This window comes from Streptomyces sp. NPDC102360 (assembly GCF_044766085.1).
Lineage (GTDB): Bacteria > Actinomycetota > Actinomycetes > Streptomycetales > Streptomycetaceae > Streptomyces.
The window spans coordinates 278,138-299,154 of the sequence record NZ_JBIWLG010000010.1 but is presented as its reverse complement, the minus strand read 5'-3'; the positions used below and the strand labels follow the sequence as shown (position 1 = coordinate 299,154).

The following is a 21,017-nucleotide window of genomic DNA, read 5'->3' as shown; positions in this document are numbered from 1 at the left end:
GTGTCAGCTGTCGGACGTGGAGCCGCCCGCCGGCGCTATGTTGCCCGCACCATCGCCCAGCGCGGCGATGATGCGGGCGATCTGCTCGACGTAGTGCTCGATGAACTCCGGTGACGCGGGGTCCTGCTGGGTGAATTCGCGCGCGATCCAGGGCAGGGCCACGGGGGCGATCGAGGCGGCGAAGAAGGCGAGGGAGAGGACTCCCACGTCGATGTCATCGCGGAGTTCTCCCCGCGCCTGCCGTGCGCGCAGTTCCTCGACGCTCTTCAAGAGCTCGGTGGCGCGGTCGTCCTCGGCGGGCGGCCGCATGCCGGGCTCTTCGCGCGTCAGCGTGTGCACCCACCCGGGGTCGTCGTGCGCCATCCGTACGAACCGCTGTATGGCCTCGCCGAACGGCAGGTCGTGGCTGACCGGCATGGCCGTCGACAGCCATCTTTCGCTCAGCGCCTCGTAGAGACCGCGCTTGCTGCCGAAGTAGTACGTGATGAGCTGGTGGCTGACACCGGCCGCTTCCGCGATGCGTACGACCCGGGCCCCGTCGAACCCATGGGCGCCGAACTCCGCGCCGGCGGCCGTCAGAATGGCCCGGCGCGTGCCCACGGGATCGCGCTGACGGCCCGGGTCGCTGGGCTGCCTGCGGCGCTGCCGCCTGTTGGGTCCGGTTGCCGACCCGCCGGAGCCGGTCTCTTTCTCTGCCACGGGAACGACCCTACTTACCGGCGCAACCGCGGACGTCCGACGGGTGGCTTCTGATGCACGGGACCGGCAGCGGTTCGGCGGCGGCCTGTAGCGGGACCGCCGCCGGACCGATCGCGGGTGTCAGTGGCCTCGGCGGACCCAATCCGCAAGACAGGGGGCCTCGGCGCGATCGGGATCGACTCGCCGTGGCCGATGCGGACCACCGCCGCGGGCGGCAGGATCAGCAGCCGGTCGCGAATCGAGCGGACTACGGTTGGGAAGTAGGAGTACGAGCGGCCGGTGGCACCCGGCCCGCCAGCCGACAGGGTCTCGCCGGTGAAGACAGTGCCCAGGTCCGGCGCGTGCAGCGAGACCGCCCCAAGCTGTGTCCCGGTGTGTGCAGCACGGTGAGTTGGGTCTGCCGCACGAGGGTGATCTTGACCTGCCCCACGTTCCGGGTTCCAGTTCTGACGGCTGACTGGCAGTCCTGCACGGAATGCCGACAGTCATGCCTCGTCTCTATCCGCCGGAGTTCCGGGCGCGTGCCATCGCGCTGGTCCGCGCCGGCAGGTAGGCCAAACAGGCCGTGGTCGAGTTCCGTATCTATCCCGTCATGTCGCCGAAGTGCTTGCGGCAGGACGGCATCGACGACGGGCGGCGACCGGGCACGCCGTCGAGCGACTCTGCCGAGCTGCGAGCCGCTCGCCGGTGGATCCGTGGGGCGCAGTGACCGAGGAGGGCGTACGTGTCGTGGAGTACGGCAACGAGTAGCACTTCTTTACGGCTGCCGGCACCGCGTCCGACCGGTGTGAGCCGCCTTCGTCAGGCCCCAGAGGCAGGGCCGGGCGGCAGGTGCACGGTCATGATCAGATGGCAGGTTTCGTCGCCGGAACCGCGGTAGGTGTGGGCGGTGTCGCCGTCGAACGTGGCCGTCTGGCCCGCTTCGACGGCGTGCTCGGCGCCGTCGGCAAGGAGAGTCATGCGGCCGGCGGTGACGCTGACGGTTTCCACGACTCCGGCCTGGTGGGCGTCGCTCGGATATTCTTCGCCCGGTTCAAGCTTCCACCGCCACACCTCGACCGGGGTCGAACCGGCCGCTGTCAGCATGAGCCGTGCCTCGCTGCCCCTCTCACCCTTCCACAGCGGCATGACCGCGTCAGCGGACACGATCCGAACGCGCCCCTCTGTGGGGCCCTGCATGAGCGCGGAAACCGAGATGCCCAGGGTGTCGGCCAGTCTGACCAGCGTGGCCAGGTTCGGGTTGCCTTGAGCCTTCTCGAGACCGACCAGGGCCCCCTTACTGACTTGCGCCCGCCTGCTGAGCTCGTCCAAGGACAAGCCGGCGCGCGTGCGGGCCGCCTTGACATTGTGAGCAACCGTTCGCAGCGCTGCAGCCGTCTCAGCCATTGGATCTCCCGTCCCTCGCCAACAGGTCATTGGAATGTACTACGCGGTCAGTGTATTGACGCTCTCGGTCGATCCGTTATACGGTCTAGTCGTTTCGTTGTAATAGTAAGGGATGACCCGACGTGATCGCTCTAGTGCTGGCTCTGGGCAGCTCGCTCGCCTATGGATGTGCCGACTTCCTCGGGGGCCTGGGTGCTCGCAAGGCCCACGTGCTTCGCACTGTCATGATCGCGGCCCCGGCGTCGCTCGCAGTCGAACTACTGCTGTGGCCGTTCCTCGGTGCCTCCTTCAGCTCCGGCGCCCTCGCCTGGGGCACGGCCTCGGGGGTCGCCTCGGCCGCCGCGTTCGCGCTGCTCTACAAGACCCTGGCGATCGGCCCGATGAACGTGCTCTCGCCGGTCACCGCGCTGGTGTCTGCCATGCTGCCCGTCGGCGTGGGACTCCTCCAAGGAGAGCACCTGGGTACGGCTGGGCTGATCGGACTGCCGCTTGCCCTCGCCGCGGTCGTCCTGGTCAGCGCCGGAGGCGGTTCGGGCTCGCCGCGCCCCTCGCGTACCGCGCTGCTACTGGCCTTCGGTGCGGGCGCCGCTATCGCCCTTCAGTTGATCTTCCTGCATCAGGCGCCGTCCGACAGCGGTGTAGCCCCACTGATCGCAGGCAGGGCAGTTTCCTCGGTCGTCACCCTGACCGCAGCCGGCATCATGCATCGCAGGCTCGGCCCCGAGAAGCCCGCGTACGGCTTGTCGGCCGCCGCAGGCGTGCTGGATTCCGTGGCGAACCTGATGTTCCTTCTCGCCGCCCGCAACGGCGACCTCGCCGTCGTTGCTGTGATCACCGCTCTTTACCCGGCCGGCACTGTCCTGCTCGCCCGCGGCGTCCTGGCCGAACGTATCCACCGCGGCCAGTTCGTCGGCCTGGGCGTCGCCGCGGCGGCCGTCAGCCTCCTCGCTCTCACCTGAGGCACCGCGCATCAGCCGAACACGCAGACACCACTGCGCAAGGAGAACCACATTGCTCATCCAGCCCTGGGACGCGGGTCTCGACGACTCCGAATGGCAGACCTGGATTGCTGACGGTCACGACTTCGGCCTCCTCAGCGTCAACGGCCTGCCCGGCCAATCGCCCACTGTTGTTCCCACTCACTTCACCAGTGACGGCAACGACCTCCTGGTCCACCTCGCCCGGCCCAATCCGGTCTGGCAGACGATCGAGTGCGACCCGAACGTCACCTTCACCGTCATCGGCGACTACGCCTTTGTCCCCGGCCCCTGGCGTGCCAAGCCCGACACCCCGCCCACCGATGGCGTGCCCACCAGCTACTACGCGGCCGTCCAGTTCACTTGCCAAGCCCACATCGTCGACGAGCCTGAGGCGAAGGCCGAACTGCTGCGTCGCCAGATGGCCCATTTCCAACCCGCAGGCGATCATGCTCCCGTGGCTGTGGACGAGCCGCCGTACGGGCGAATGCTGCCCGGAATCCGTGGGCTGCGTCTGGCAGTCACCGACGTACGGGCCAAGTTCAAGTACGACGACCACAAGCCGGTCGAGCACCGCACCGCCGTCGCCGACCACCTCACCGAACGTGCCGAGGGCCTCGACCTCCCTGCGGCGCGGCAGCAACTGCGCCGCGTGAATCGCGTTGGCCCCTGGAAGTCCTGACCACTCCTGCCCCACACAGAGAACGGAAACCGCATCACGTGACTGTCTTTCGAATCACCCCCGCCGTCGCGGAGGCCTTCCCGGACACCCTCATCGCCGTGGTCACCGCCACGGGTCTGCGCGGCCGGGAAGCCTGGCCCAGCACCGCCACCGCCCTGGATGACCTCGAGCAGCAGCTCGCCGACGGCTCCTGGGCTCCTGCCGACGAGAGTGATCCCCGCATCGAGGCGTGGCACACCGCCTACCGGTCCTTCGGTACCAACCCGCGCCGGATCCGCCCCAGCGTCGACGCCCTCGGCCGTCGCATGGCCAAGAAGGGCAGCCTGCCGCGCATCAACCCTGCCGTCGACTCCTACAACGTCGTCTCCGTCCATCACGGGCTGCCCGCCGGCGCCTTCGACCTCGACCACGTCACCGGCGATGTCGATATTCGCTACGCGGACGGCAGCGAGGAGTTCACGCCGCTCGGTGAGCCGGACACCGTTGAGCACCCCAAGGCAGGCGAAATCATCTACACCGACGCCGGCATCGTGCTGACCCGCCACTGGAACCACCGCGACGCCCACCAGACCTGCGTCACCGAGGACTCCACCCACGTCGTATTCGTCCTCGAAACCCTCCACGCCACCCGCGACGGCCACCTACTCAAGACCGCCGCCGAGGAACTCCACGGCCTGCTCCAACCTCACGCGGAGCAGACGCGCGTGTACTACCTCAGCCAGGAACAGCCGGCGGTCGACGTCTGAGTGCCGTATACGGCATGGCCGCGCCCAATGGCCCTCTCGCTCGTCCTCCTCATCGCCGCAGCCACCCGCACCGATTCTCTGGGCACGCTCCGCGGGCCTGTGTAGTGACTGGCACTTCTAAGATTTTCGTAGGCGTTGATCGGCGCCGTTGAGGGTCAGTTGAGCAGGATGAGCTGGCGCAGGAGCGGGTGGCCGGCCCGACCGTACCGCTGGCGCTTGAGAAGTTTGATCTTGCAGTTGGCGCCCTCGGTACGGCCGTTGTGGTGGGGCAGGGTGACGGCGGCGTCGACGGCGGCCCGGTCGCGTTCCAGTCCGGTGGCGAAGGAGTGGAGGAAGGGCAGGTCGGCGGTGCGGGTTCTGGTGATCCAGGCGGTCAGCCGCTCGGAGTTGCCCGCGCAAGGTGCGAGGAGTCCGGCGAAGGTGCGGATCTGTTCAGCCAGCACGGTCATCTTAGACGCCATCCGCTTACCGGTCGATGGCCGTGATCAGTCGAACTGGGTGCTGGTTCGGGTGATCGGTGTGGTGTCGGCGCATGGGAGAAGGCCCCTCGGTAGCTCGGAGTTGCGAAGCTCAAAAGCACCGAGGAGGCCCTCTTGTCGCAGTCTTGCGCGACCATGCCGGTTGAGTCCAACTTCTGCGTGTCGCTGTGCGATTGCCTCGCTCACCGGTTCGGGAATGCCGCGGACGGACCCGACCGCACCCCGTGTTACGGCTCGGACATGACGGACGCGGAATGGCAGGTCGTCCGGGCCGCCCTGCCCGTCCCGGCATGGCTTCACGGGCGGGGTGGCCGACCCGAGGGCTTCTGCCACCGCGTCATGCTGGACGCGGTCCGTTACGTCGTGGACAACGGCGTGAAGTGGGCGAACCTGCCCCGTGACTTTCCGCCGTACCGCCGTGTGCATGCCTTTGCCCGTCGCTGGCAGCTCACGGGCCTGCTCTCCGAGCTCCATGACCGCCCGCGCGACAAAGTCCGCACGCAGGAAGGCCGTTCACGGGGCCCGACGGCCGCGATCATCGACTCGCAGTCGGTGCGGGTGGCAGCGAATATTCCCAGGTCAATGTCGGGATGGGATGGCGGCAAGAAGGTGGGAGGCCGCAAGCGGCACCTGTTGGTGGACTGCCTCGGCCTGGTCCTGGCGGTAGTGGTGACCGCGGCGAGCGTGCAGGGCCGGGATGCCGCGGTCCCACTGCTGACCCGGCTGCGTGAGCTGTACTTCTCCCTCCGGCTCGTCTGGGCGGACGGCGCCTACTGCGGAAGCCTCGTTGGCTGGGCCAAGGAGGAACTTCAGATCACCCTGAACATCGTCAAACGCTCCGACACCACCGCGGGATTCGTGGTGCTGCCGAGACGGTGGGTAGTGGAGCGCACGCTGAGTTGGCTGTCTCGTTCGCGCCGTCTGGTGCGCGACTACGAGACGCTGCTCGCCATGCATGAGGCCATGGTGCAGTGGTCCATGACCATGCTCATGGTCGCCCGCCTGGCCGGACGCCGCCGGGGCGCTTTCATCCCGCGACAGCCGACGCTGTCCCCGTTGCCACGGTGAACACGTTCGGCCGCGCCTCCCGGACCCAGCCCCGCTGAGCCAGCCGCTTCACCCGCGAGCGCACCCCCTCGATCCGCGACGGCGCCAACTCCCTGCCCAAGGCCACCGCCAGCGGCTTCACTCGCATCCCACCGACGGCCTCCGGGCCGGCAAGCACCACCAGGATCTGCTGATACACGGCGGCGAGTACGTCCACCGCGAGCCCCTCGGCCCAGTGCGGCACGATCCGGCCGGCCACCGCGACCGGCACCACGCGGCGGCTTCATCACCAGGCTCGGCCAGGACCTCGGCCACCGTCATCCGCGCATCGGCCAGCCGCTCCAGCTGTTGTTCCGCCGGATCCAGTGCCGCCTTCAACCGCGCCACTTCCTCCCGGACCTTCTTCTCCCGGGCCTCCAGCAAACCGAGTACCGACGCCACCCTCCACCTCCACGAGCGAGACGAGTAGACGAATACTCGAACTCTCCCGCTGTCGCCTGGAGTTCATGCCTGGCCAACGGACACTCAACGATCACGTTCGGAAAGCGGATGGCGTCTCAGGGCAGGCACCGGCGAGTTGATCACACAGCGCGCTCTGCTTGTCGTCGAGGCGGTCGGGGTGGCGGGTGAGCAGGCCGGTGACCTTGCGGGGTGACAGGGATGCGTGGTCGGCCTCGACGCGGCCCTGGTTGATGTAGCGGACCAGGAGGTTGGCGCTTCCGGCGTAGCCCTGCTCGCGGATCTCCGCGAGCAGGTGGGTGACCGGGACGGCCGGGTCGTCCGAGCGGCGCCTGCGCAGGTGGTCGCGGTAGGGGTCGACGAGGCAGGCGCGGTAGACGGGGGCGCGGACCATGCGGTCCGGCTCAGCGGCGCGGGCGTAGCGCTTGACTGTGTTGAGCGAGACGCCCAGGCGGCGGGCGCAGGCGAGCAGGCCGACGCCTTGGTCCAGGAGGTCGTGGACCTGCCGCCAGCGTTCCCGAGTGGTGGCGGCGCGCTTGCCGTCTGGCAGGGGCGGGCCGAACTTTCCCCAGCACGAGGCGTGTGCTCCGACCTCCTTCAGGACGGTCTCGGCCAGGCCGTGCCACAGGTGCCAGCGGTCGCTGACCTGGATAATCGCCGGGTCGGCGTCAGTGGCGGCCTGGGCGAAGCCACCGGAACCGTCCCGGCACAGCACCTGGATGCCGGGGTGCTCGCGCAGCCAGGCCGTGACCGTTGCCATCTTGCGGTCGGGCAGCACCTCGACACGCTGTCCGCTGTCGGCATCGATGATGATCATCGCGTAGTGGTGCCCTCTGAGCAGGGCAAACTCGTCAATCCCCGCCACCTGCGGCGTTGGCCGCCGCGGCAATGGGATCCGCATCAGGCAGGTCAGCACCGTCATCGAGGACAGCGTCTGATGCAGGAGCGTCAGCAGCCGGGCTGTCGCCGTGCCCGCCAGGACCACCGCGACCGCTTCGATGAGCCGTCGCAGCGCCGGGGTTCTGCGCTGGTAGCGCTCGGTCAGCCCGCCGACCTGCTCGACGAACGTTCCCTTCGTGCAGTCGGGGTTTTCGCAGTACAGGCGCCGCACCGAGATATCGATCATCACAGGTCTCCCGCCGATCGCCTCATCGGCGACATGCCGCACATAGCGGCTGTGATCCCATTCCGAGGGCTGCCCGCAGCCGGGGCAGTCCACCAGCCTCGCGTCCGGGGTCCGCACCGCGATCCTGACCAGGGAGCCACCTGTGTCTACCGTCTCGACCAGCACCGACGACAGGTGTGGCAGCAGTTCCGTCAGCTCGACATCACACGCCACCAGCCTGCCGCACCAGAACATCCGACCAGACCGAAACCGAACGGCCGATCAACGCCTACGAAAATCTTGGAAGAGCCAGTCACCGTACAGACCCTCCGAGCCCGCACATGGCCGGTCGCACCGGATGCGATGCCGCTACGGTGGCTGCTCGCGCGCGGTGTCCTTGGGCGGCTCGGTACCTTCGAGCTTGGTCCTCGCCCGGAGGAGGGTGACGAGTCGCCGAGATCGTGTCGCGCCGATATGAAGTTCCTTGCGCAGCGCTTCGGCGGACACGGGGCGGTGATGCAGTTCCCGGTGGCGAGCATCGAGGCGGTGTGCACGTTCGAGCAACGGATCTTCCCGGGTGCGGCTATTGGAGGACTTGTTGGTCTTGCTGCCTGCTTCGCTGCCGTTCCGGCTACGTGGGCGCACATTCGGCATCGTGTGGCGCAGTGCCAATTGGTGTACTGACAACAACAGTGCAACGGGCGGCCAGCCCGCCACCAGCACCGGTCTCCACTCCAGAGCAGGTGCCGCCGCGATGTTGGACACCAGGGAGATCACGATCCCCAGGAGGAAGGTCAGCCACACGACGCGTGGTGCCTGGCGGTTGTCGGGTGCCGACGGTCTGAGGAGCGCCGCCGTTGCCAGGAGCAACAGGCCGTCGACGGACAGGGGCCACAGCGAGGCACTGATGGTGTCCGCACCTCCTTGCAGGGCGAAGGTCCGCTGGTGGACATACGAGGCGTAGGCGGCGACACCCGCGACCACCAGGGTGCAGCCGTGGCGCAGCCAGGTGTCGAGATCCCGTGGACGCTTACGGGGTGCTGGAGCGGGAGCCGGGTCCGGGGCTCCCTGCTGCCCTGAAGGCTTCATCGTGCTGATCCGTAGCCCGGTGCGTGGTCGGTGCGACCGGCATATGAAGGGTCACGGACTCACCCTTCGCCGGCATCGTTGTTGCCGTCGTCGACACGTGTCCTCTCGTGCCGTTCTGCCCAGGCCGCCAACGGCTCAAGGGCATCGAGCAGTTCGCGTCCTGCGACGGTGGCCTCGTATGTCGTGCGGTACGGGAACGTGGGTTCCCGGTTCCGTACGAGGAGGCCCAGTTCACGCATGCTCGCCAACGTCCGGTTGAGGACGGAGTCTTGGAGGTAGCGCCTGCCCGGGCGTTCCTCGGTCGCCTGGCTGCCGACGGTCTGGCAGGTGTCGCGTACGGCCGTAAGGAGCGCTCGATACTGGAGAGGGCCGGGGGTGAGGGCCTGGAGAACGTCCGGCAGCCACTCGCGTCGTAGCAACCGTATGGCGTACCGGGCACGCTCTGGTATCGCCTGTGGGGGCAAGCGTGCGGGGTCGGGAGCGGCATGTTCTGGCGATGTGCGGCGCCACTGGTCCAGCCAGTAGTGGAGTCGTCGGCCACGGTGCTTGTTGTTCCTCGACGGGCGTCGCACGGCAGGTCTCCAACCCCGCGCGATCAGGCGTCCGGGCCGACAAGCTTGATGAAGCGTTGCAGCACGCTCGGGGATGTGAGGCGTGTGGTGTCTCGTGGGTTGATCAGCCAGTGAGGCCCCGGCGGTGAAGTGATGTTGGTGCTGGGGACCACGATGAAACTGTGGTGGGTGAGGGCCCGTGAGGATGGGACGTTCCAGTCGAGTGCGATGCCGGACGGGACCAGGAAGTAGAGGCTGGGGACCCGCATCTGGAGGTCGATGATCACGGGGCCGAGCTGCGAGGGCGCGTAGGTGCGAAAGGCGCGGACGGTTTCCGTGCCGATGTGCTCCGGCACGCGTACGGCGTCCCACCAGGTACCTGCGGGGACGGCTTGGACTCCGGTGGACGGCGTCCAGGCGGTGGGGTCGATGGTGGTTGTTTGCCGGTAGGCCTTCATGGTGTGTCCAGGGGTGCCGAGCAGCGGTTGAGTAGCGTGGAGAGGACGGTGTAGACGTGCTCCACGCCAAGTGGGGACAGCGCCAACTCCCCGTCCAGGGAGCGGGGGAGGCGGTGGTGGGGCGCGAGCAGCAGGCGGAGACCCACGTCGTGGTGGTTCGGGGATTGGTCTTCGGTCGTGCCATCCGTACCGAGGCCGGAGTGGGGTGACGGTGGGAGTGCGACGCGGACTTGGTCGCCACCGTTCTGCTTGGCTTGGCGCAGTGCGCAGTCGCAGTCCAGAAGCAGGTCGGCCAGGGCGCCGCGTGGCAAGTCCGTGGCGACGGCTATGCCCATCGAGATGGTCTGGCCGGCGAGCGTCGCGAAAGTGCCGCGTCGCGTACTCACCTGGACGGCGAGCCCACGTACCTGATCGCGCATTCTGAGGGCGTGGGCCAGCGCCCGGTTGAGGTCCAGGTCCGGGAGAAGGATGAGGAACTCGTCCCCCGTGCAACCTCCGTAGCGGCCCACCAGCCCCGCGTCGCCGCTCCCTCGGCGGAGCACCTCCGCGATGGCATGGAGGATGTTGTCGCCGGCGGGGTGCCCATAGGTGTCGTTGATCGCCTTGAAGCGGTCGACGTCGGCGAGGATCAAGGCCAACGAGCGGCGGCCGCGCCGCGCTTCGGCGACAGTCGACGCGGCGCGCCGGTCCCAGGTGTGACGGTAGAGCGCTCCGGTGACGGTGTCGACGAACGATTGGCCGCACGTGCCGCAGCGGAAGTGCTGCTCGCGCTGTGCCGACGGCATGGTCTGTGTACGGGGCTCATCTGTCGATTCGTCTGTTGGCGAAGGAGTTGCTGCGCAGGAGTCCGTCCACCGTCGGTGGGTGGGACCTGTCTGTTGCGAAGTCATGGTCATCGTCCCCTCGCGGCATCAGCACGAGGTTGCGCTGTGGCGTCGGGTGACTCATGAACGAGTCTGGTGCCGAGCCGATCGCTGGCCGGCTCACCTGCGCCCGAGCGGTCGTTCGCGCTTCAGTAATTCACGACTGAACAACTCTGAGATGATTGATTTGCGATCTAACTCAACTCACGGTTGAACTCGATGGAGCGTGAGTCTAGAGTGATGCCGTCGTGTTCTGTCAACTGCCTTGAGCGTAAAAGAGATTGAAAGAGCGTCGACTGGGGTTCGGGTTCAAGGGGATGATGCCGTGCCTGGTGTTGAGAAGCAGTCAGCTCTGGCCCAGAGGCTCGATAGGCTCTTTGAGGAGATCCGTCCGGAGGGGTCTGCGGGACGTAGATACACCCACGACGAAGTCGCCGTCGCGCTGCACGATATTGAGCCGGGGGTGCGGGTCAGTGGCGCCTATCTCTCCGCGTTGCGTAACGGAACCAAGCGCAATCCATCGTTGGATCTCCTGACCGTGTTGGCACAATTCTTCGGCGTATCGGTGTCGTACTTTCTGGACCCTGGGCCGGACGAACAGGTCGAGGATGAACTCGACTTGGCGAGAGTAGGGCATCACCCGCAGGTCAGGAATCTTGCACTGCGCGCTCTTGAACTGAGCCCCGAGGGGCTGGCCATCGTGACACAGATCGTGGAACACGTCCTGACCACGAACCGTGCCCAGGGCGTCGCGGAGCTGGACGCCGAAGTACCTGACAGGCGGAGCGAATAGCTGCCCTGCAAGCTGGCCTGAATGCGACGTGAGTAAGTGCACCTCAGGAGCTGTCTTTTCCCTGGAGGTATTCGAGATCAATGAGTGAGCGCGACTTACGCAGACGCTGCCGGCGGTTGTTGAACGGACTCGACATCCGGCCCCCGCTCGATGTCGATGAACTGTGCCGCCGCTTCGCGCAACAGCGAGGCAGAGTGATCGAGTTGGTGCCCTATGACATTCCTGTAGCGGGCCCGTTCGGGTTGTGGGTCGGTGACGCGGTCAAGGACGTGATCGTCTACCAACAGCAGACCACCCCGGCTCATCAGAGACACATCATCCTGCATGAACTCGGCCACATCTTCGCAGGCCACGAGATTTGTGCACCGCGTGAACTGCTGGCGACGCTACGGCGTGGTGAACGGCACGGTTCGGGGGCTCCCCTCTGGCTGCCTGCAGACGGCGACGTCCTGCGGCTGCTGGGCCGTTCCGTCTACGACGACGAGCATGAACGGGAGGCCGAAACCGTGGCAACGATCATCTTGGAATGGGCATCGGTACTCGACCATGTCGTACCGAGGACGGCCGATCAGGCTCCGGCGCAGCGTATGAGCGTCGTCCTCAGCGACCGATTGGGGTGGTTGTGAACGACTTACTCGCTCTCTACGGGATCACCGCGCCGATCGTCCTGCTCTGGACGGCATTCCGGCTGAGGCGAGCGCCGAAGGACCGGGCCCTGTGGTCACTGTGCGGCCTGATCACGGGATGGGCGGTCGCCTTCCCGTTCGGACGGGCCGCAGACCATGGCACCGGGCTGTTCGGCACGTCACCGATGATGTCGCGGTTCGTCGAGTACGGCTTGGTTGTCGCAGGGCTGTACGCGCTGATCTGCTTCTACCTCTACTCGGCCCTGAACGACCGGCAGGCGAAGGTACGCGCCCTGCGATACGCCATTCCGCTTGCCTTCACGCTTACGGCCGCCGTTATCTGCGCCGCCATCACACCCGCAGGGGTGGGTACCCGCGACCACAAGGTGACCAGCGTCGCGGCCTTCTACGTGGTCGCAGAGGTCTATCTGGTCTTGGGGTTCGCCAAAGCGTGGGTCTGGAACCGGCGCTACGCACGGGAAGCAGGTCCACGAGTCCGGCATGGGCTCCGCATCGCGGCCGTAGGAATGCTGGGAATTGTGGCTGCCAATGTGTTGTTCATCGTCGCGGTGATCGTGCACTGGGCGGGAGGGCGTGACGCGCCGGCTTCCCTGGGCGCCTCTGGCGCCGCGTCGACCACCTTGGGGTGGTTCGCCGCCACCTTCTTCATGCTTCCTGGTGTTGCCCTCTTCTTGGTTGGTGTGATCTATCCGGCCGCGATCATGCGGGCTATCGCCCTGGGGGTGTGGTGGCGGCACTTCGTGCAGTACCGGCGTTTGAAGCCGCTTTGGTTGGCATTGCATGAGCTGTTCCCCGAGAATGTTCTTCCGCGTGTACCGATGCGGGTCTGGAGAGACTCCCTCAACCCCTTCGCTGTACACCGCTGTTACTACCGTCGAGTCATCGAGTGCCGTGACGGCCTCGTGCGCATCAGTCCTTACATGACCACCGCGCCGCTGGACGACGGAACAGCTGGCATTCCAGGCACACCGGCTCTTTCGGCTCGTCTGCGGCATGCGCTGGGCACCCACGGATCGGGTGACTTGGACGCGGAACCCGCAGTCCCTGTTGCCATGCCACAGGACGCCTCCCTCGACGCCGATGTCCGTGAACTCATCGCCCTGTCGGACGCATTTCGAACCACGGACCCGAATGGAGAACCGTGATGCACGCACTGATCATCGGTGGTGGTGTCGCAGGCCCGACGACAGCCATGGCGCTGCAAAAGGCCGGCATCACCTCAGCCGTGTATGAAGCCCACCCCGTCGGCGGCAACGGGCGCGGAGCGTTTCTCTCCCTCTTCGAGAACGGCATGGATGCGCTCCACGCTGTGGACGCCGATCAAGTTGTCCTGGAGCAATCCTTCTCTGCCAGCCGCATCGAGTTCGCCACTGGGGCGGGCAAGAGGCTCAAGGATTGCCGCCTCGACCAGGACACGCTCGGACAGATTCCGGGCCCGCGCATTCTGCGCCGGTCGGAGCTGTGCCGGGTGCTCAGCGACGAGGCGATCCTACGAGGTATCCCCGTAGTGGGCGGCAAGCGTTTCCTCTCGGCCGCCCGCACGGCTACCGGAGGTGTTGCTGCCACCTTCGACGACGGCACCGTGGTGGAAGGCGACCTCCTGATCGGGGCCGATGGCATCCACTCCGCTGTGCGGAACATCATCGACGCCGACGCGCCCCAGCCCGCCTACACGGGCGAGGACATCGTGTGCGGCTATGCGCGGAACGCACCCGTGACCGCGCCGGACGACACCATGCGCATGATCTATGGCAAGCAAGCGTTCTTCGCCTACCTCACGACTCCGGGCGGAGACACCTGGTGGTTCGTCAATATTCCGGGAGAATTCGGCGAAGTGGAAGTTGCTGCGACGACGCCTGGCCAGTGGAAGGGGAGGGCCCTGGAAAGGGTGGCTGGAGACGATGGCGTGGCCACCGCACTCATCCGTGCCACTCAGGACGACTGCGTAGGAATCCGCATCTACGACCTTGCGTCTACGCCGCGCTGGCACGCGGGACCGATGGTCGTCATCGGCGACGCTGCCCACACCGCTTCGCCCAACGCAGGCCATGGTGCGGCCATGGCCCTCGAAGACAGCATCGTCCTCGCCCAGTGCCTACGGGACGTGTCCGGAATCGAGTCCGCCCTGGAGCGATTCGAGCAACTGCGCCGCGGACGCGCCGAGCAGCTCGTGGCCACCAGCACCCGTATGAAGAAGCGCGCGATCCCCGCCCCGCTCCAACGTCTCCTGCGCGACTTCATGCTGCCGCGACTCCTGAAGGATGGCCCGCGGAACGCTGCTCCCTGGCTCACACGCCATCACATCGACTGGGACGAGAAAGTGGACGCTCCGGCAAAGGGCAGGTAAGGAATCCCGTACCTACTCCACAGTCCGTGCGCGTACGCACCTTGCAGTTGGCGCGGCGGTGTGGAGTAGAGGAGTGGACGTGCCCGCCGCGCAGCGTGCGGCAGGCGGGACAGTCCATTCGACGTGGGAGGTGTCCGTGATGGTGAGCGCGGACGGACTGGGTGGCAAGCGACGGGCGTGGAACGCCGGAGTCGCCGCGACCTTGGTGCTGCTGGCCGCCGGATGCGCCGACTCCGGCGGCCACGGCAGCACGAGCTCAGCAACGAGCACCGACAGTGGCACGGGGCGCGCGAGCGCCAGCATCGACAAGCCGACGACGGAGACATCGGGCCCGGATGTTTCGGGCGGTCCCGCGTCTGCCGCTGACGCTCGCCGCCGGGCGACCAGCGCCTACCTGGGTATGTGGCACGACATGGCAGTCGCGGCGAGGGCCTCCGACTGGGACTCGCCGCTCCTTGCCAAGCACGCCACCGGCGAAGCACTCGGAGCCATCACACGGGGCATGTATGCGGACCGGCGCAATGGGCTGGTCACCAAGGGAGCGCCGAGGAACACACCAAAGGTCAACTGGGTGAAACCGGCTGCGGAACCTGCTGCGGTGAGAATCTCCGACTGCGGTGACTCCTCGCGCTGGCTGAAGTACCGAAAGCGGACGGGCGAGTTGGCCGACGAACGGCCGGGTGGACGCCAGAAGATCACCGCCGAGGTGCGTAAGCAGGACGGCGGGACCTGGAAGGTCACGCGCTTCGCCGTGGACGGGGTCGGAACGTGCTGAACCGGGCCTCGGTGACGGCGGGTAGCGCTGTGGTGATGGCCGCGGCGCTCGTTGTCGCCGGTGGCGCCGCCCCGGCATTGGCGGACGGCGGCTGGGGCGCTGTGGACTGCTCGCAGAACCCTCACCCTGGCTGCGAACTCGGTGCAGGGAGGAGCGGGGGAGGCGAACGAACACCTCGGCGTGCAGAGCCCGAGCGACCAGCGCGCCCTCCCGGAGACGGGCAAAACCGTAAGCAGAGCGAGCCTGTTCGGCGCGACCCCAACCTCGCCGAATGCTCCTACGCGCAGAGCGATTATCGACCTCCGCCGGAGGTGGCCTCGGCCGCCTTTCCCCGCCCGGCGGTGAAGCAGTGGCCTCGGGCGATGACGGCAGCGTTCACGCGCACGCCCGGGGCCGCTGCGGGGAAGCCCGCACCGGGGCCGCGCGATCGTGGTGCCTGGTACCTGTACAAGTGCAGGGGCGGAGGGGCTCGGGACGCGTACTACCGACCACCGGTCTGGATTCCGGACGCGCCACAAGGAGCGGGACCGGCTGCACCGGCAGCAGTTCCGGCACCGGCAGAGTTGGCGGAGCGGGCTCGCGGCCAACTGCGGCTTCCGGCGCTGAAGATCGAGGCGAGTCCGGGCGGCGAGCAACTGGTGAACCTGCCGACGTGGTTGTGGGTGAGCCGCGGTGGCTGGCAGCGAGTGTCCGCGACCGCATCCGTGCCAGGAGTGTCCGTGACAGCGGTCGCGCGACCCACGGAGGTGGTCTGGACGCTGGGGGATGGCACTGCGGTGACCTGCGCGGGCCCCGGAACGCCGTACACCACACAGGCGGATGCGCGGCGTACGTCTCCCGACTGCGGACACACCTATCGCGCCGCGTCGGTGGGGCGGCCACACCAGACGTACGGCGTGGTGGCAACGGTTCACTGGGCCGTCACCTGGACGGGCGGGGGCGACTCAGGAACCTTTCCCGACCTGACCACAACATCCAACGCCGGCTTCCGAGTCGTCGAGAGCCAGGCGCTGAACAAGTGATCACTGCGCGCTGACCGTGCGGTGATGTGAGGACCTGTGTCAGGAGGCCACAGATGGTGGCATCAGGAGGAGTCCCTTCGCGTGCGGCGGCGAGGCATGGCGCATCGCCCACGGCCGGGAAACACGATGCGCGGGATGCGAGGACACGCGATCCACGGAAGAAGCGATCCGCGGCGCGGCTCACGTCCGTGCCCTCGGGCCGGAGGGTCCCCTACCTGCTGCTCGGGGTGGTTCTTGTTCTCGGATGTGCCGGAGCAGGGGTGGTCGTCGGGACTCAACTGGGCCATAGGGAGGCTGTTCTGGCCCTGGCACACCAGGTTTCGGTCGGCCAGCGGCTGACCGTCCGAGACCTGCGCGAGGTCAACATCGCGTCCGACGACAGCCTCGGGACGATCAAGGCCAGGTTCCGGTCTTCGGTGCTGGGACGTCCACTCGCGTCCGGCCTGCCTGAAGGGGCTCTGTTGACCGAGAACGCGCTGGGCAAGGCTCGAGTCCCGGCGCCCGGCGAGGCGGTCGCGGCAGTCGGGATGAAGGAGGGACGGTTCCCGCCCGGACTGCAGGCCGGCAGTCGTGTTGCGGTCGTCGTGTCGCCAGGCGACGCAGAAGGCACGGTCGCCGACGAGTCGGCCGTTCCCTCCCCGTCGTCGAAGTCGTGGAGCGCCACGGTGACAGAGGTCGAAGCGCGGGCGAATGAGCAGACAACAGTTATCTCTCTGCTCATGCATGACACCGCCGCGAAGGGGATCGCTGCCGTTCCGGAAGGGCGCGTCAGTTTGGTAGTGGTCCGTGGAGGTGAGCGGTGATGTTGATCGCGTTGTGCAGCCTGAAGGGTTCTCCAGGAGTGACGACGGCATCGTTGGCGCTGGCCGCGCGCTGGCCCGGTGGACGGCGTCCAGTGGTCGTCGAGTGCGACCCGGCAGGGGGAGACCTGATGCCACGTTTTCGGCTGGACGTGTCTCCGGGACTGGTGACCCTTGCGGCCGCGGCGCGGAGGGCTGAGCCATCGCACGTGATCTGGGAACACACTCAAGGGCTCCCCGGCGGCCTGCCGGTGGTGGTCGGCCCGGTGGGTGCCGAACAGGCTCGAGCTGCACTCGTGCAGATCGCCGAGCGTGCGGACGCCGTGTTGCGGGAACCGGTGGGCGGGTCCGGGACCGTGGTGATCGTCGACTGCGGACGAGCCGATACACGTACGCCTGCCATGGAGATCATGAAGGCAGCAGATGTCCTGTTGGTGCTCGCCGGCGCCCAGGATGATGCACTCGGCCATGTGGCCATGCGGTGGGACGCGATGGCGCGATGTGCCCCGCGTACGGGACTCCTGGTGGTCGGCGATGGCTACTCGTCGACGGAGATCGCCAAGACGCTGGGGGTTGAGGTACTCGGGCGCGTGCCGGATGACCCGAAGGGGGCGGCGATGCTGGGCGGTCGGACCGGCGGACGGTATGCGCCCGCGCGGTCGCCGCTGGCGGAGGCCATGGCCCGGATCGGCGTAAAGATCGCGGCTCGCTCCCGAAGTCGGTTGTTTGTTCGGCCAGGAACTACGCAGAGCTCATCGCGAGTCGAGACTGCGACGAGTACGGAGGCACGGTCGACACCGACCCTGGACGGAGCGCCGTCATGACTCAACCGAGGAACGAACACGAGCACACCCTCCCACCCGGAACCGCAGTGGTCCGCCCCGGCGAGCCATGGAGTCGACCACCGGCGCCTCACACCTCCGACGGGGGTGGCCAGGTCAGCGGCTCGGTCGAGGACCAGTTGCGCCAGCGCCTGCGCCAAGAGCTCTCGACACGGCTCGCCGGGCGAATCCGTGACGACGAGGACGCGGGCCGTTCGCCGATGACTGACGCCGAACACCGCGATCAGGCCAGGAAGATCCTGGATGACGTTGCCGAGGAAGACACACGAGCCCGACTCGGACGTGGCGAGGACGTGGTGTCACCGGCAGTCGAACAGCAGACGGTGGCCTCCGTGCTCGCCGAAACCCTCGGCCTGGGCGGGCTGGAGCCACTGCTCCGTAATCCGGACATCGAGAACATCAACATCAACGGTGACAGCGTCTTCGTCCGGTGGGCCGATGGCCGCCGCGAGCGCGCTGACCCCGTAGTCGGCTCGGACGCCGAACTCATCCAGCTGATACGTGACTTGGCAGCACGAACCGGCACGGAGGAACGGCGCTTCGACCGCGGAAGTCCGGGCGTCGGCTTCCAGCTGACTGATGGTGAACGTGTCTTCGCCGTCATGGCAGTTACCTCCCGGCCTTCGGTGTCGATCAGGCGACACCGCTTCAAGCACGTCACCCTCGCTCAAGTGTGCAAGGCCGGTTCGATCGACCGGGCCTTGCAGTCGTTCCTCGGCGCCACGGTCCGAGCCAGGAAGAACCTCCTCATCACGGGTGGCACGGCGATCGGCAAGACGACGATGCTGCGCGCGCTCGCAGCCGAGATCCCACCATGGGAACGGTTGATTACCATCGAGGACGTCTTCGAACTCGGCCTGGACGCAGACGTCCGGTCCCACCCGGACGTCGTGGCCATGCAGGCGCGCGAAGCGAACATCGAGGGCCAGGGGGCCATCAGCCAGGCAGAGCTGGTCCGTTGGGCGCTGCGGATGTCTCCCGATCGCGTGATCGTCGGCGAAGTGCGTGGGGCGGAAGTCATCCCCATGTGCAACGCCATGAGCCAGGGCAACGACGGTTCGATGGCCACCCTCCACTCCTCGACGAGCCGCGGGGCGTTCACCAAACTCGCCGCGTACGCAGTTCAAGGCCCGGAACGCCTCCCGTTGGAAGCCACCAACCTCCTGGTCGCCTCTGCGCTCGACTTCGTCGTTCATCTCGACAGGCCGCGCGACGGTGACAGCAGACGAGTCGTGTCGTCGGTCAGGGAGGTCGTCGGCGCCGACGACAAGCAGATCGTCTCCAATGAGGTCTTCCGCCCCGGTCCTGACCTCCGAGCAGTGCCAGGCGCTCCACTGCGCGCCGGGACGCTCGAGGAACTGATCGCCTTCGGCTTCTCCCACGAATCCCTCACCTCCGATGAGTGGAGGCGACATTGATGAACCCACGCCCAGTTCTGCTCGGGCTTCTCGGCCTGGGGATCGGCGTAGGCCTGCTCGCCCTTGTGCGTGGGATGCGAGGGAGCGGGGCTGCACCCGTACAGCGACGAGAGCGAGCGATCAGCCGGCGGCGCCCGAACACCGCACACCCTCGCCGATGGTGGGCAGGTGCCGGGGTGGTAGGTCTCCTGGTCGGCCTGGTCACGGGGTGGGTGGTCGGCGGAGTGCTGGCCGCGATCGCCGTCCGTGCCCTGCCGTGGCTCCTGAACGCCGAGACCAGCAACCGTCAACATGCCGCGCGCGTGGAAGGAATCGCGGGCTGGACGGAGATGCTCCGTGACACCTTGGTCGCAGCGGCCGGGCTCGAACAGGCCATGATGGCCACGGCTCGCACTGCGCCACAGTCGATCCGGCCCGAGGTGCAAGGGCTCGCCACCCGGCTGGCATTCGGCGAGCGTCTTTCCGTGGCGCTGCGGCGCCTCGCGAACGACTTGGCTGATCCGGTCGCGGACTTGGTGATCGCAGCGCTGATGCTCGCTTCCGAGAACCAGGCCCGCCAACTTTCCCCGCTCCTCGACGACTTGGCGGCAACCGCCCGGTCGCATGTCGAGATGAGGCAACGGATCGAGGCCGGCCGCACCCGCGTACGAACCACCACGCGCGTCGTAATCACCACCACGCTGTCCTTCGCGGGCGGCCTGATGCTCCTCAACCCGGCATTCCTGGCCCCGTACGACTCCGCTGTGGGGCAGACGGTGTTGATCGTGGTGGGGGCGGTCTTCGCTGCCGGATTCGTCTGGCTGCGTCGCTTGGCGCGGCTGGAGCAGCCGGAGCGATTCCTGACGGCGCTCGGCCCGTCGGATGCGGAGACATCACGGCCTGACCTCGTACGACGGGAGGTCGGACCATGACATGGTTCGTCGTGCCTTCGATCGGCCTAGGGATCGGACTGTGGGCGCTGGCCGTGTGGCTGGTACCTTCCCGGCCCCCGCTGAGCGCACTCGTCACTCGCCTCAATACGATTCCGGCGGCGCGACGACCGCGCAATGAGGTCCTGGCCGGCGGCGGATGGGCAACACATCTGGGCAGGCCCTTCGTCCACTCGCTCAGTGCGTTGGGCCTGCCTACCCAGTGCGTTCGTCGAGACCTTGGCATCGCCGGCAGGTCGGTCGAGAAGCACTTGGCGGAGAAGGCGGCGCTCGCGGTCACCGGCTTGTGCCTGCCGATGAGCGTCGGAGTGGCCCTTGCCGCAGGCGGACATCCACTGCCGTGGCCGATTCCTTCGGGCGGCGCGTTGGTGCTGGCGGCGGGCGGCTTCCTCCTGCCGGACGTGGCCCTGCGCACGGAGGCAGAGCGCCGCCGCGCCGCATTCCGCCACGCCCTCGGCTGCTACCTGAATCTCATCCACATCCTGCTTGCCGGCGGCGCCGGAGTGGAGGGCGCCCTGATGGATGCCGCCGATATGGGCGAAGGCTGGTCGTTCCGGCGCCTCCGCAGCGCGCTCAACGCTGCCCGTCTCACGCGCACTTCTCCCTGGGAGACGCTCGGGCAACTCGGCGAGGAGCTCGACGTGGGTGAACTTGCGGAGCTGGCTGGTGCGCTCTCGCTCGCCGGCACCGAAGGAGCAAGAGTTCGTGCCTCGCTGGCGGCGAAGGCTTCCGCGCTGCGGAGTCGCGGCGCCGCCGATGCCGAGGGAAGGGCCAATGCGGCCACCGAACGCATGGCGCTGCCGGGGATGTTGATGGCCTTCGGGTTCGTCCTCTTCGTCTTCTATCCGGCACTTTTCCAGATCAACGCCTCGCTATGAACACGTCGTCGCCGCACCGGGAGGA

Annotated in this window: 23 protein-coding genes and 3 pseudogenes; 16 read left to right on the top strand and 10 right to left on the bottom strand. The window is 67.4% G+C overall.

The features are described 5' to 3' along the window. Positions 1 to 3: 3 nt before the first annotated feature. Complete coding sequence (locus ACIRHA_RS32845; RefSeq protein ID WP_403853429.1) at positions 4 to 699, bottom strand: TetR/AcrR family transcriptional regulator; 696 nt, start codon at positions 697 to 699, stop codon at positions 4 to 6. 120 nt (positions 700 to 819) lie between these two features. After that, positions 820 to 1,090 (bottom strand): annotated as a pseudogene (locus tag ACIRHA_RS32840) (MBL fold metallo-hydrolase); the annotation flags it as partial. Between the two features lie 96 nt (positions 1,091 to 1,186). Between ACIRHA_RS32840 and ACIRHA_RS32835 the strand changes: the two are divergent. After that, positions 1,187 to 1,396: pseudogene (locus ACIRHA_RS32835) on the top strand (IS3 family transposase); the annotation flags it as partial. Between the two features lie 104 nt (positions 1,397 to 1,500). On the opposite strand, the gene ACIRHA_RS32830 reads toward ACIRHA_RS32835, so the two are convergent. Beyond that, positions 1,501 to 2,085, bottom strand: coding sequence for a helix-turn-helix domain-containing protein (locus ACIRHA_RS32830; RefSeq protein ID WP_403853427.1), 585 nt, complete (start codon positions 2,083 to 2,085; stop codon positions 1,501 to 1,503). 122 nt (positions 2,086 to 2,207) lie between these two features. Between ACIRHA_RS32830 and ACIRHA_RS32825 the strand changes: the two genes are divergently transcribed. From ACIRHA_RS32825 to ACIRHA_RS32815, 3 genes are read left to right on the top strand one after another with little or no spacing between them, the layout of a single operon-like run. After that, positions 2,208 to 3,044: an EamA family transporter gene (locus ACIRHA_RS32825; RefSeq protein ID WP_403853425.1), complete on the top strand. Its 837-nt coding sequence runs from the start codon at positions 2,208 to 2,210 to the stop codon at positions 3,042 to 3,044. 52 nt (positions 3,045 to 3,096) lie between these two features. Continuing rightward, entirely contained in the window at positions 3,097 to 3,744 is a 648-nt protein-coding gene (locus ACIRHA_RS32820) for an FMN-binding negative transcriptional regulator (RefSeq protein ID WP_403853424.1), read from the top strand. 38 nt (positions 3,745 to 3,782) lie between these two features. Then, positions 3,783 to 4,490 carry a B3/4 domain-containing protein gene (locus ACIRHA_RS32815; RefSeq protein ID WP_403853423.1) on the top strand — a complete coding sequence of 236 codons (708 nt, stop codon included), beginning with the start codon at positions 3,783 to 3,785 and terminating at the stop codon, positions 4,488 to 4,490. A 155-nt stretch (positions 4,491 to 4,645) separates the two neighbouring features. Here ACIRHA_RS32815 and ACIRHA_RS32810 read toward each other — a convergent pair. Further along, a pseudogene (locus ACIRHA_RS32810) lies at positions 4,646 to 4,930 on the bottom strand (transposase); the annotation flags it as partial. A 279-nt stretch (positions 4,931 to 5,209) separates the two neighbouring features. On the opposite strand from ACIRHA_RS32810, the gene ACIRHA_RS32805 reads away from it, so the two are divergent. Next, positions 5,210 to 6,037, top strand: a complete 828-nt coding sequence (locus tag ACIRHA_RS32805; RefSeq protein WP_403853421.1) for an IS5 family transposase — start codon at positions 5,210 to 5,212, stop codon at positions 6,035 to 6,037. On the opposite strand, the gene ACIRHA_RS32800 is transcribed toward ACIRHA_RS32805, so the two are convergent. From ACIRHA_RS32800 to ACIRHA_RS32775, 6 genes are all read right to left on the bottom strand, one after another. Continuing rightward, positions 5,997 to 6,290 carry a hypothetical protein gene (locus ACIRHA_RS32800; protein ID WP_403853419.1) on the bottom strand — a complete coding sequence of 98 codons (294 nt, stop codon included), beginning with the start codon at positions 6,288 to 6,290 and terminating at the stop codon, positions 5,997 to 5,999. The two genes, ACIRHA_RS32805 and ACIRHA_RS32800, sit on opposite strands and share 41 nt — an antisense overlap. 258 nt (positions 6,291 to 6,548) lie before the next feature. Beyond that, positions 6,549 to 7,814, bottom strand: coding sequence for an ISL3 family transposase (locus ACIRHA_RS32795; RefSeq protein WP_403853417.1), 1,266 nt, complete (start codon positions 7,812 to 7,814; stop codon positions 6,549 to 6,551). Between the two features lie 135 nt (positions 7,815 to 7,949). Continuing rightward, entirely contained in the window at positions 7,950 to 8,669 is a 720-nt protein-coding gene (locus ACIRHA_RS32790; protein WP_403853415.1) for a DUF2637 domain-containing protein, read from the bottom strand. 59 nt (positions 8,670 to 8,728) lie between these two features. After that, positions 8,729 to 9,088 carry a winged helix-turn-helix transcriptional regulator gene (locus tag ACIRHA_RS32785; protein WP_403853413.1) on the bottom strand — a complete coding sequence of 120 codons (360 nt, stop codon included), beginning with the start codon at positions 9,086 to 9,088 and terminating at the stop codon, positions 8,729 to 8,731. A 176-nt stretch (positions 9,089 to 9,264) separates the two neighbouring features. Continuing rightward, a complete protein-coding gene (locus ACIRHA_RS32780) occupies positions 9,265 to 9,678 on the bottom strand; it encodes a hypothetical protein (protein ID WP_403853411.1) in 414 nt (137 codons plus the stop codon). Then, entirely contained in the window at positions 9,675 to 10,463 is a 789-nt protein-coding gene (locus tag ACIRHA_RS32775) for a GGDEF domain-containing protein (RefSeq protein ID WP_403853409.1), read from the bottom strand. The genes ACIRHA_RS32780 and ACIRHA_RS32775 overlap by 4 nt, the downstream gene beginning before the upstream one ends. Positions 10,464 to 10,866: 403 nt before the next feature. Between ACIRHA_RS32775 and ACIRHA_RS32770 the strand changes: the two genes are divergently transcribed. The 11 genes from ACIRHA_RS32770 to ACIRHA_RS32720 all read left to right on the top strand — a co-directional run bounded on the left by ACIRHA_RS32770 (position 10,867) and on the right by ACIRHA_RS32720 (position 20,992). Further along, positions 10,867 to 11,334, top strand: a complete 468-nt coding sequence (locus tag ACIRHA_RS32770) for a helix-turn-helix domain-containing protein (protein ID WP_403853407.1) — start codon at positions 10,867 to 10,869, stop codon at positions 11,332 to 11,334. An 80-nt stretch (positions 11,335 to 11,414) separates the two neighbouring features. Beyond that, on the top strand, positions 11,415 to 11,960 hold the full coding sequence (locus ACIRHA_RS32765; protein ID WP_403853405.1) for a hypothetical protein: 546 nt from the start codon (positions 11,415 to 11,417) through the stop codon (positions 11,958 to 11,960). Next, on the top strand, positions 11,957 to 13,126 hold the full coding sequence (locus tag ACIRHA_RS32760; RefSeq protein ID WP_403853403.1) for an MAB_1171c family putative transporter: 1,170 nt from the start codon (positions 11,957 to 11,959) through the stop codon (positions 13,124 to 13,126). Before ACIRHA_RS32765 ends, ACIRHA_RS32760 begins: the two co-directional genes overlap by 4 nt. Further along, the gene (locus ACIRHA_RS32755; RefSeq protein ID WP_403853401.1) at positions 13,126 to 14,328 is read left to right on the top strand and encodes an FAD-dependent oxidoreductase; all 1,203 of its coding nucleotides are present in this window, start codon (positions 13,126 to 13,128) and stop codon (positions 14,326 to 14,328) included. The genes ACIRHA_RS32760 and ACIRHA_RS32755 overlap by 1 nt, the downstream gene beginning before the upstream one ends. 79 nt (positions 14,329 to 14,407) lie before the next feature. Beyond that, positions 14,408 to 15,103, top strand: coding sequence for a hypothetical protein (locus tag ACIRHA_RS32750; protein WP_403853399.1), 696 nt, complete (start codon positions 14,408 to 14,410; stop codon positions 15,101 to 15,103). A gap of 719 nt (positions 15,104 to 15,822) precedes the next feature. Continuing rightward, on the top strand, positions 15,823 to 16,125 hold the full coding sequence (locus ACIRHA_RS32745) for a hypothetical protein (RefSeq protein ID WP_403853397.1): 303 nt from the start codon (positions 15,823 to 15,825) through the stop codon (positions 16,123 to 16,125). 260 nt (positions 16,126 to 16,385) lie between these two features. Beyond that, positions 16,386 to 16,928, top strand: a complete 543-nt coding sequence (locus ACIRHA_RS32740; RefSeq protein ID WP_403853395.1) for a hypothetical protein — start codon at positions 16,386 to 16,388, stop codon at positions 16,926 to 16,928. Beyond that, positions 16,928 to 17,749 (top strand): hypothetical protein, encoded by an 822-nt coding sequence (locus ACIRHA_RS32735; RefSeq protein ID WP_403853393.1) that lies wholly within the window; start codon positions 16,928 to 16,930, stop codon positions 17,747 to 17,749. The genes ACIRHA_RS32740 and ACIRHA_RS32735 overlap by 1 nt, the downstream gene beginning before the upstream one ends. Positions 17,750 to 17,886: 137 nt before the next feature. After that, the gene (locus tag ACIRHA_RS32730) at positions 17,887 to 19,185 is read left to right on the top strand and encodes a CpaF family protein (protein WP_403853391.1); all 1,299 of its coding nucleotides are present in this window, start codon (positions 17,887 to 17,889) and stop codon (positions 19,183 to 19,185) included. A 224-nt stretch (positions 19,186 to 19,409) separates the two neighbouring features. Continuing rightward, on the top strand, positions 19,410 to 20,096 hold the full coding sequence (locus tag ACIRHA_RS32725; protein WP_403853389.1) for a type II secretion system F family protein: 687 nt from the start codon (positions 19,410 to 19,412) through the stop codon (positions 20,094 to 20,096). Then, positions 20,093 to 20,992, top strand: a complete 900-nt coding sequence (locus tag ACIRHA_RS32720; RefSeq protein ID WP_403853387.1) for a type II secretion protein F — start codon at positions 20,093 to 20,095, stop codon at positions 20,990 to 20,992. Before ACIRHA_RS32725 ends, ACIRHA_RS32720 begins: the two co-directional genes overlap by 4 nt. The last annotated feature ends 25 nt before the right edge of the window (positions 20,993 to 21,017 follow it).

What these genes read in the sequence shown, in the direction of transcription:
- ACIRHA_RS32830 (WP_403853427.1), bottom strand. Translation starts at nt 2,085, where the DNA reads ATGGCTGAGACGGCTGCAGCGCTGCGAACGGTTGCTCACAATGTCAAG.
- ACIRHA_RS32805 (WP_403853421.1), top strand. Translation starts at nt 5,210, where the DNA reads ATGACGGACGCGGAATGGCAGGTCGTCCGGGCCGCCCTGCCCGTCCCG.
- ACIRHA_RS32790 (WP_403853415.1), bottom strand. Translation starts at nt 8,669, where the DNA reads ATGAAGCCTTCAGGGCAGCAGGGAGCCCCGGACCCGGCTCCCGCTCCA.
- ACIRHA_RS32780 (WP_403853411.1), bottom strand. Translation starts at nt 9,678, where the DNA reads ATGAAGGCCTACCGGCAAACAACCACCATCGACCCCACCGCCTGGACG.
- ACIRHA_RS32775 (WP_403853409.1), bottom strand. Translation starts at nt 10,463, where the DNA reads ATGCCGTCGGCACAGCGCGAGCAGCACTTCCGCTGCGGCACGTGCGGC.
- ACIRHA_RS32765 (WP_403853405.1), top strand. Translation starts at nt 11,415, where the DNA reads ATGAGTGAGCGCGACTTACGCAGACGCTGCCGGCGGTTGTTGAACGGA.
- ACIRHA_RS32755 (WP_403853401.1), top strand. Translation starts at nt 13,126, where the DNA reads ATGCACGCACTGATCATCGGTGGTGGTGTCGCAGGCCCGACGACAGCC.
- ACIRHA_RS32735 (WP_403853393.1), top strand. Translation starts at nt 16,928, where the DNA reads ATGTTGATCGCGTTGTGCAGCCTGAAGGGTTCTCCAGGAGTGACGACG.
- ACIRHA_RS32720 (WP_403853387.1), top strand. Translation starts at nt 20,093, where the DNA reads ATGACATGGTTCGTCGTGCCTTCGATCGGCCTAGGGATCGGACTGTGG.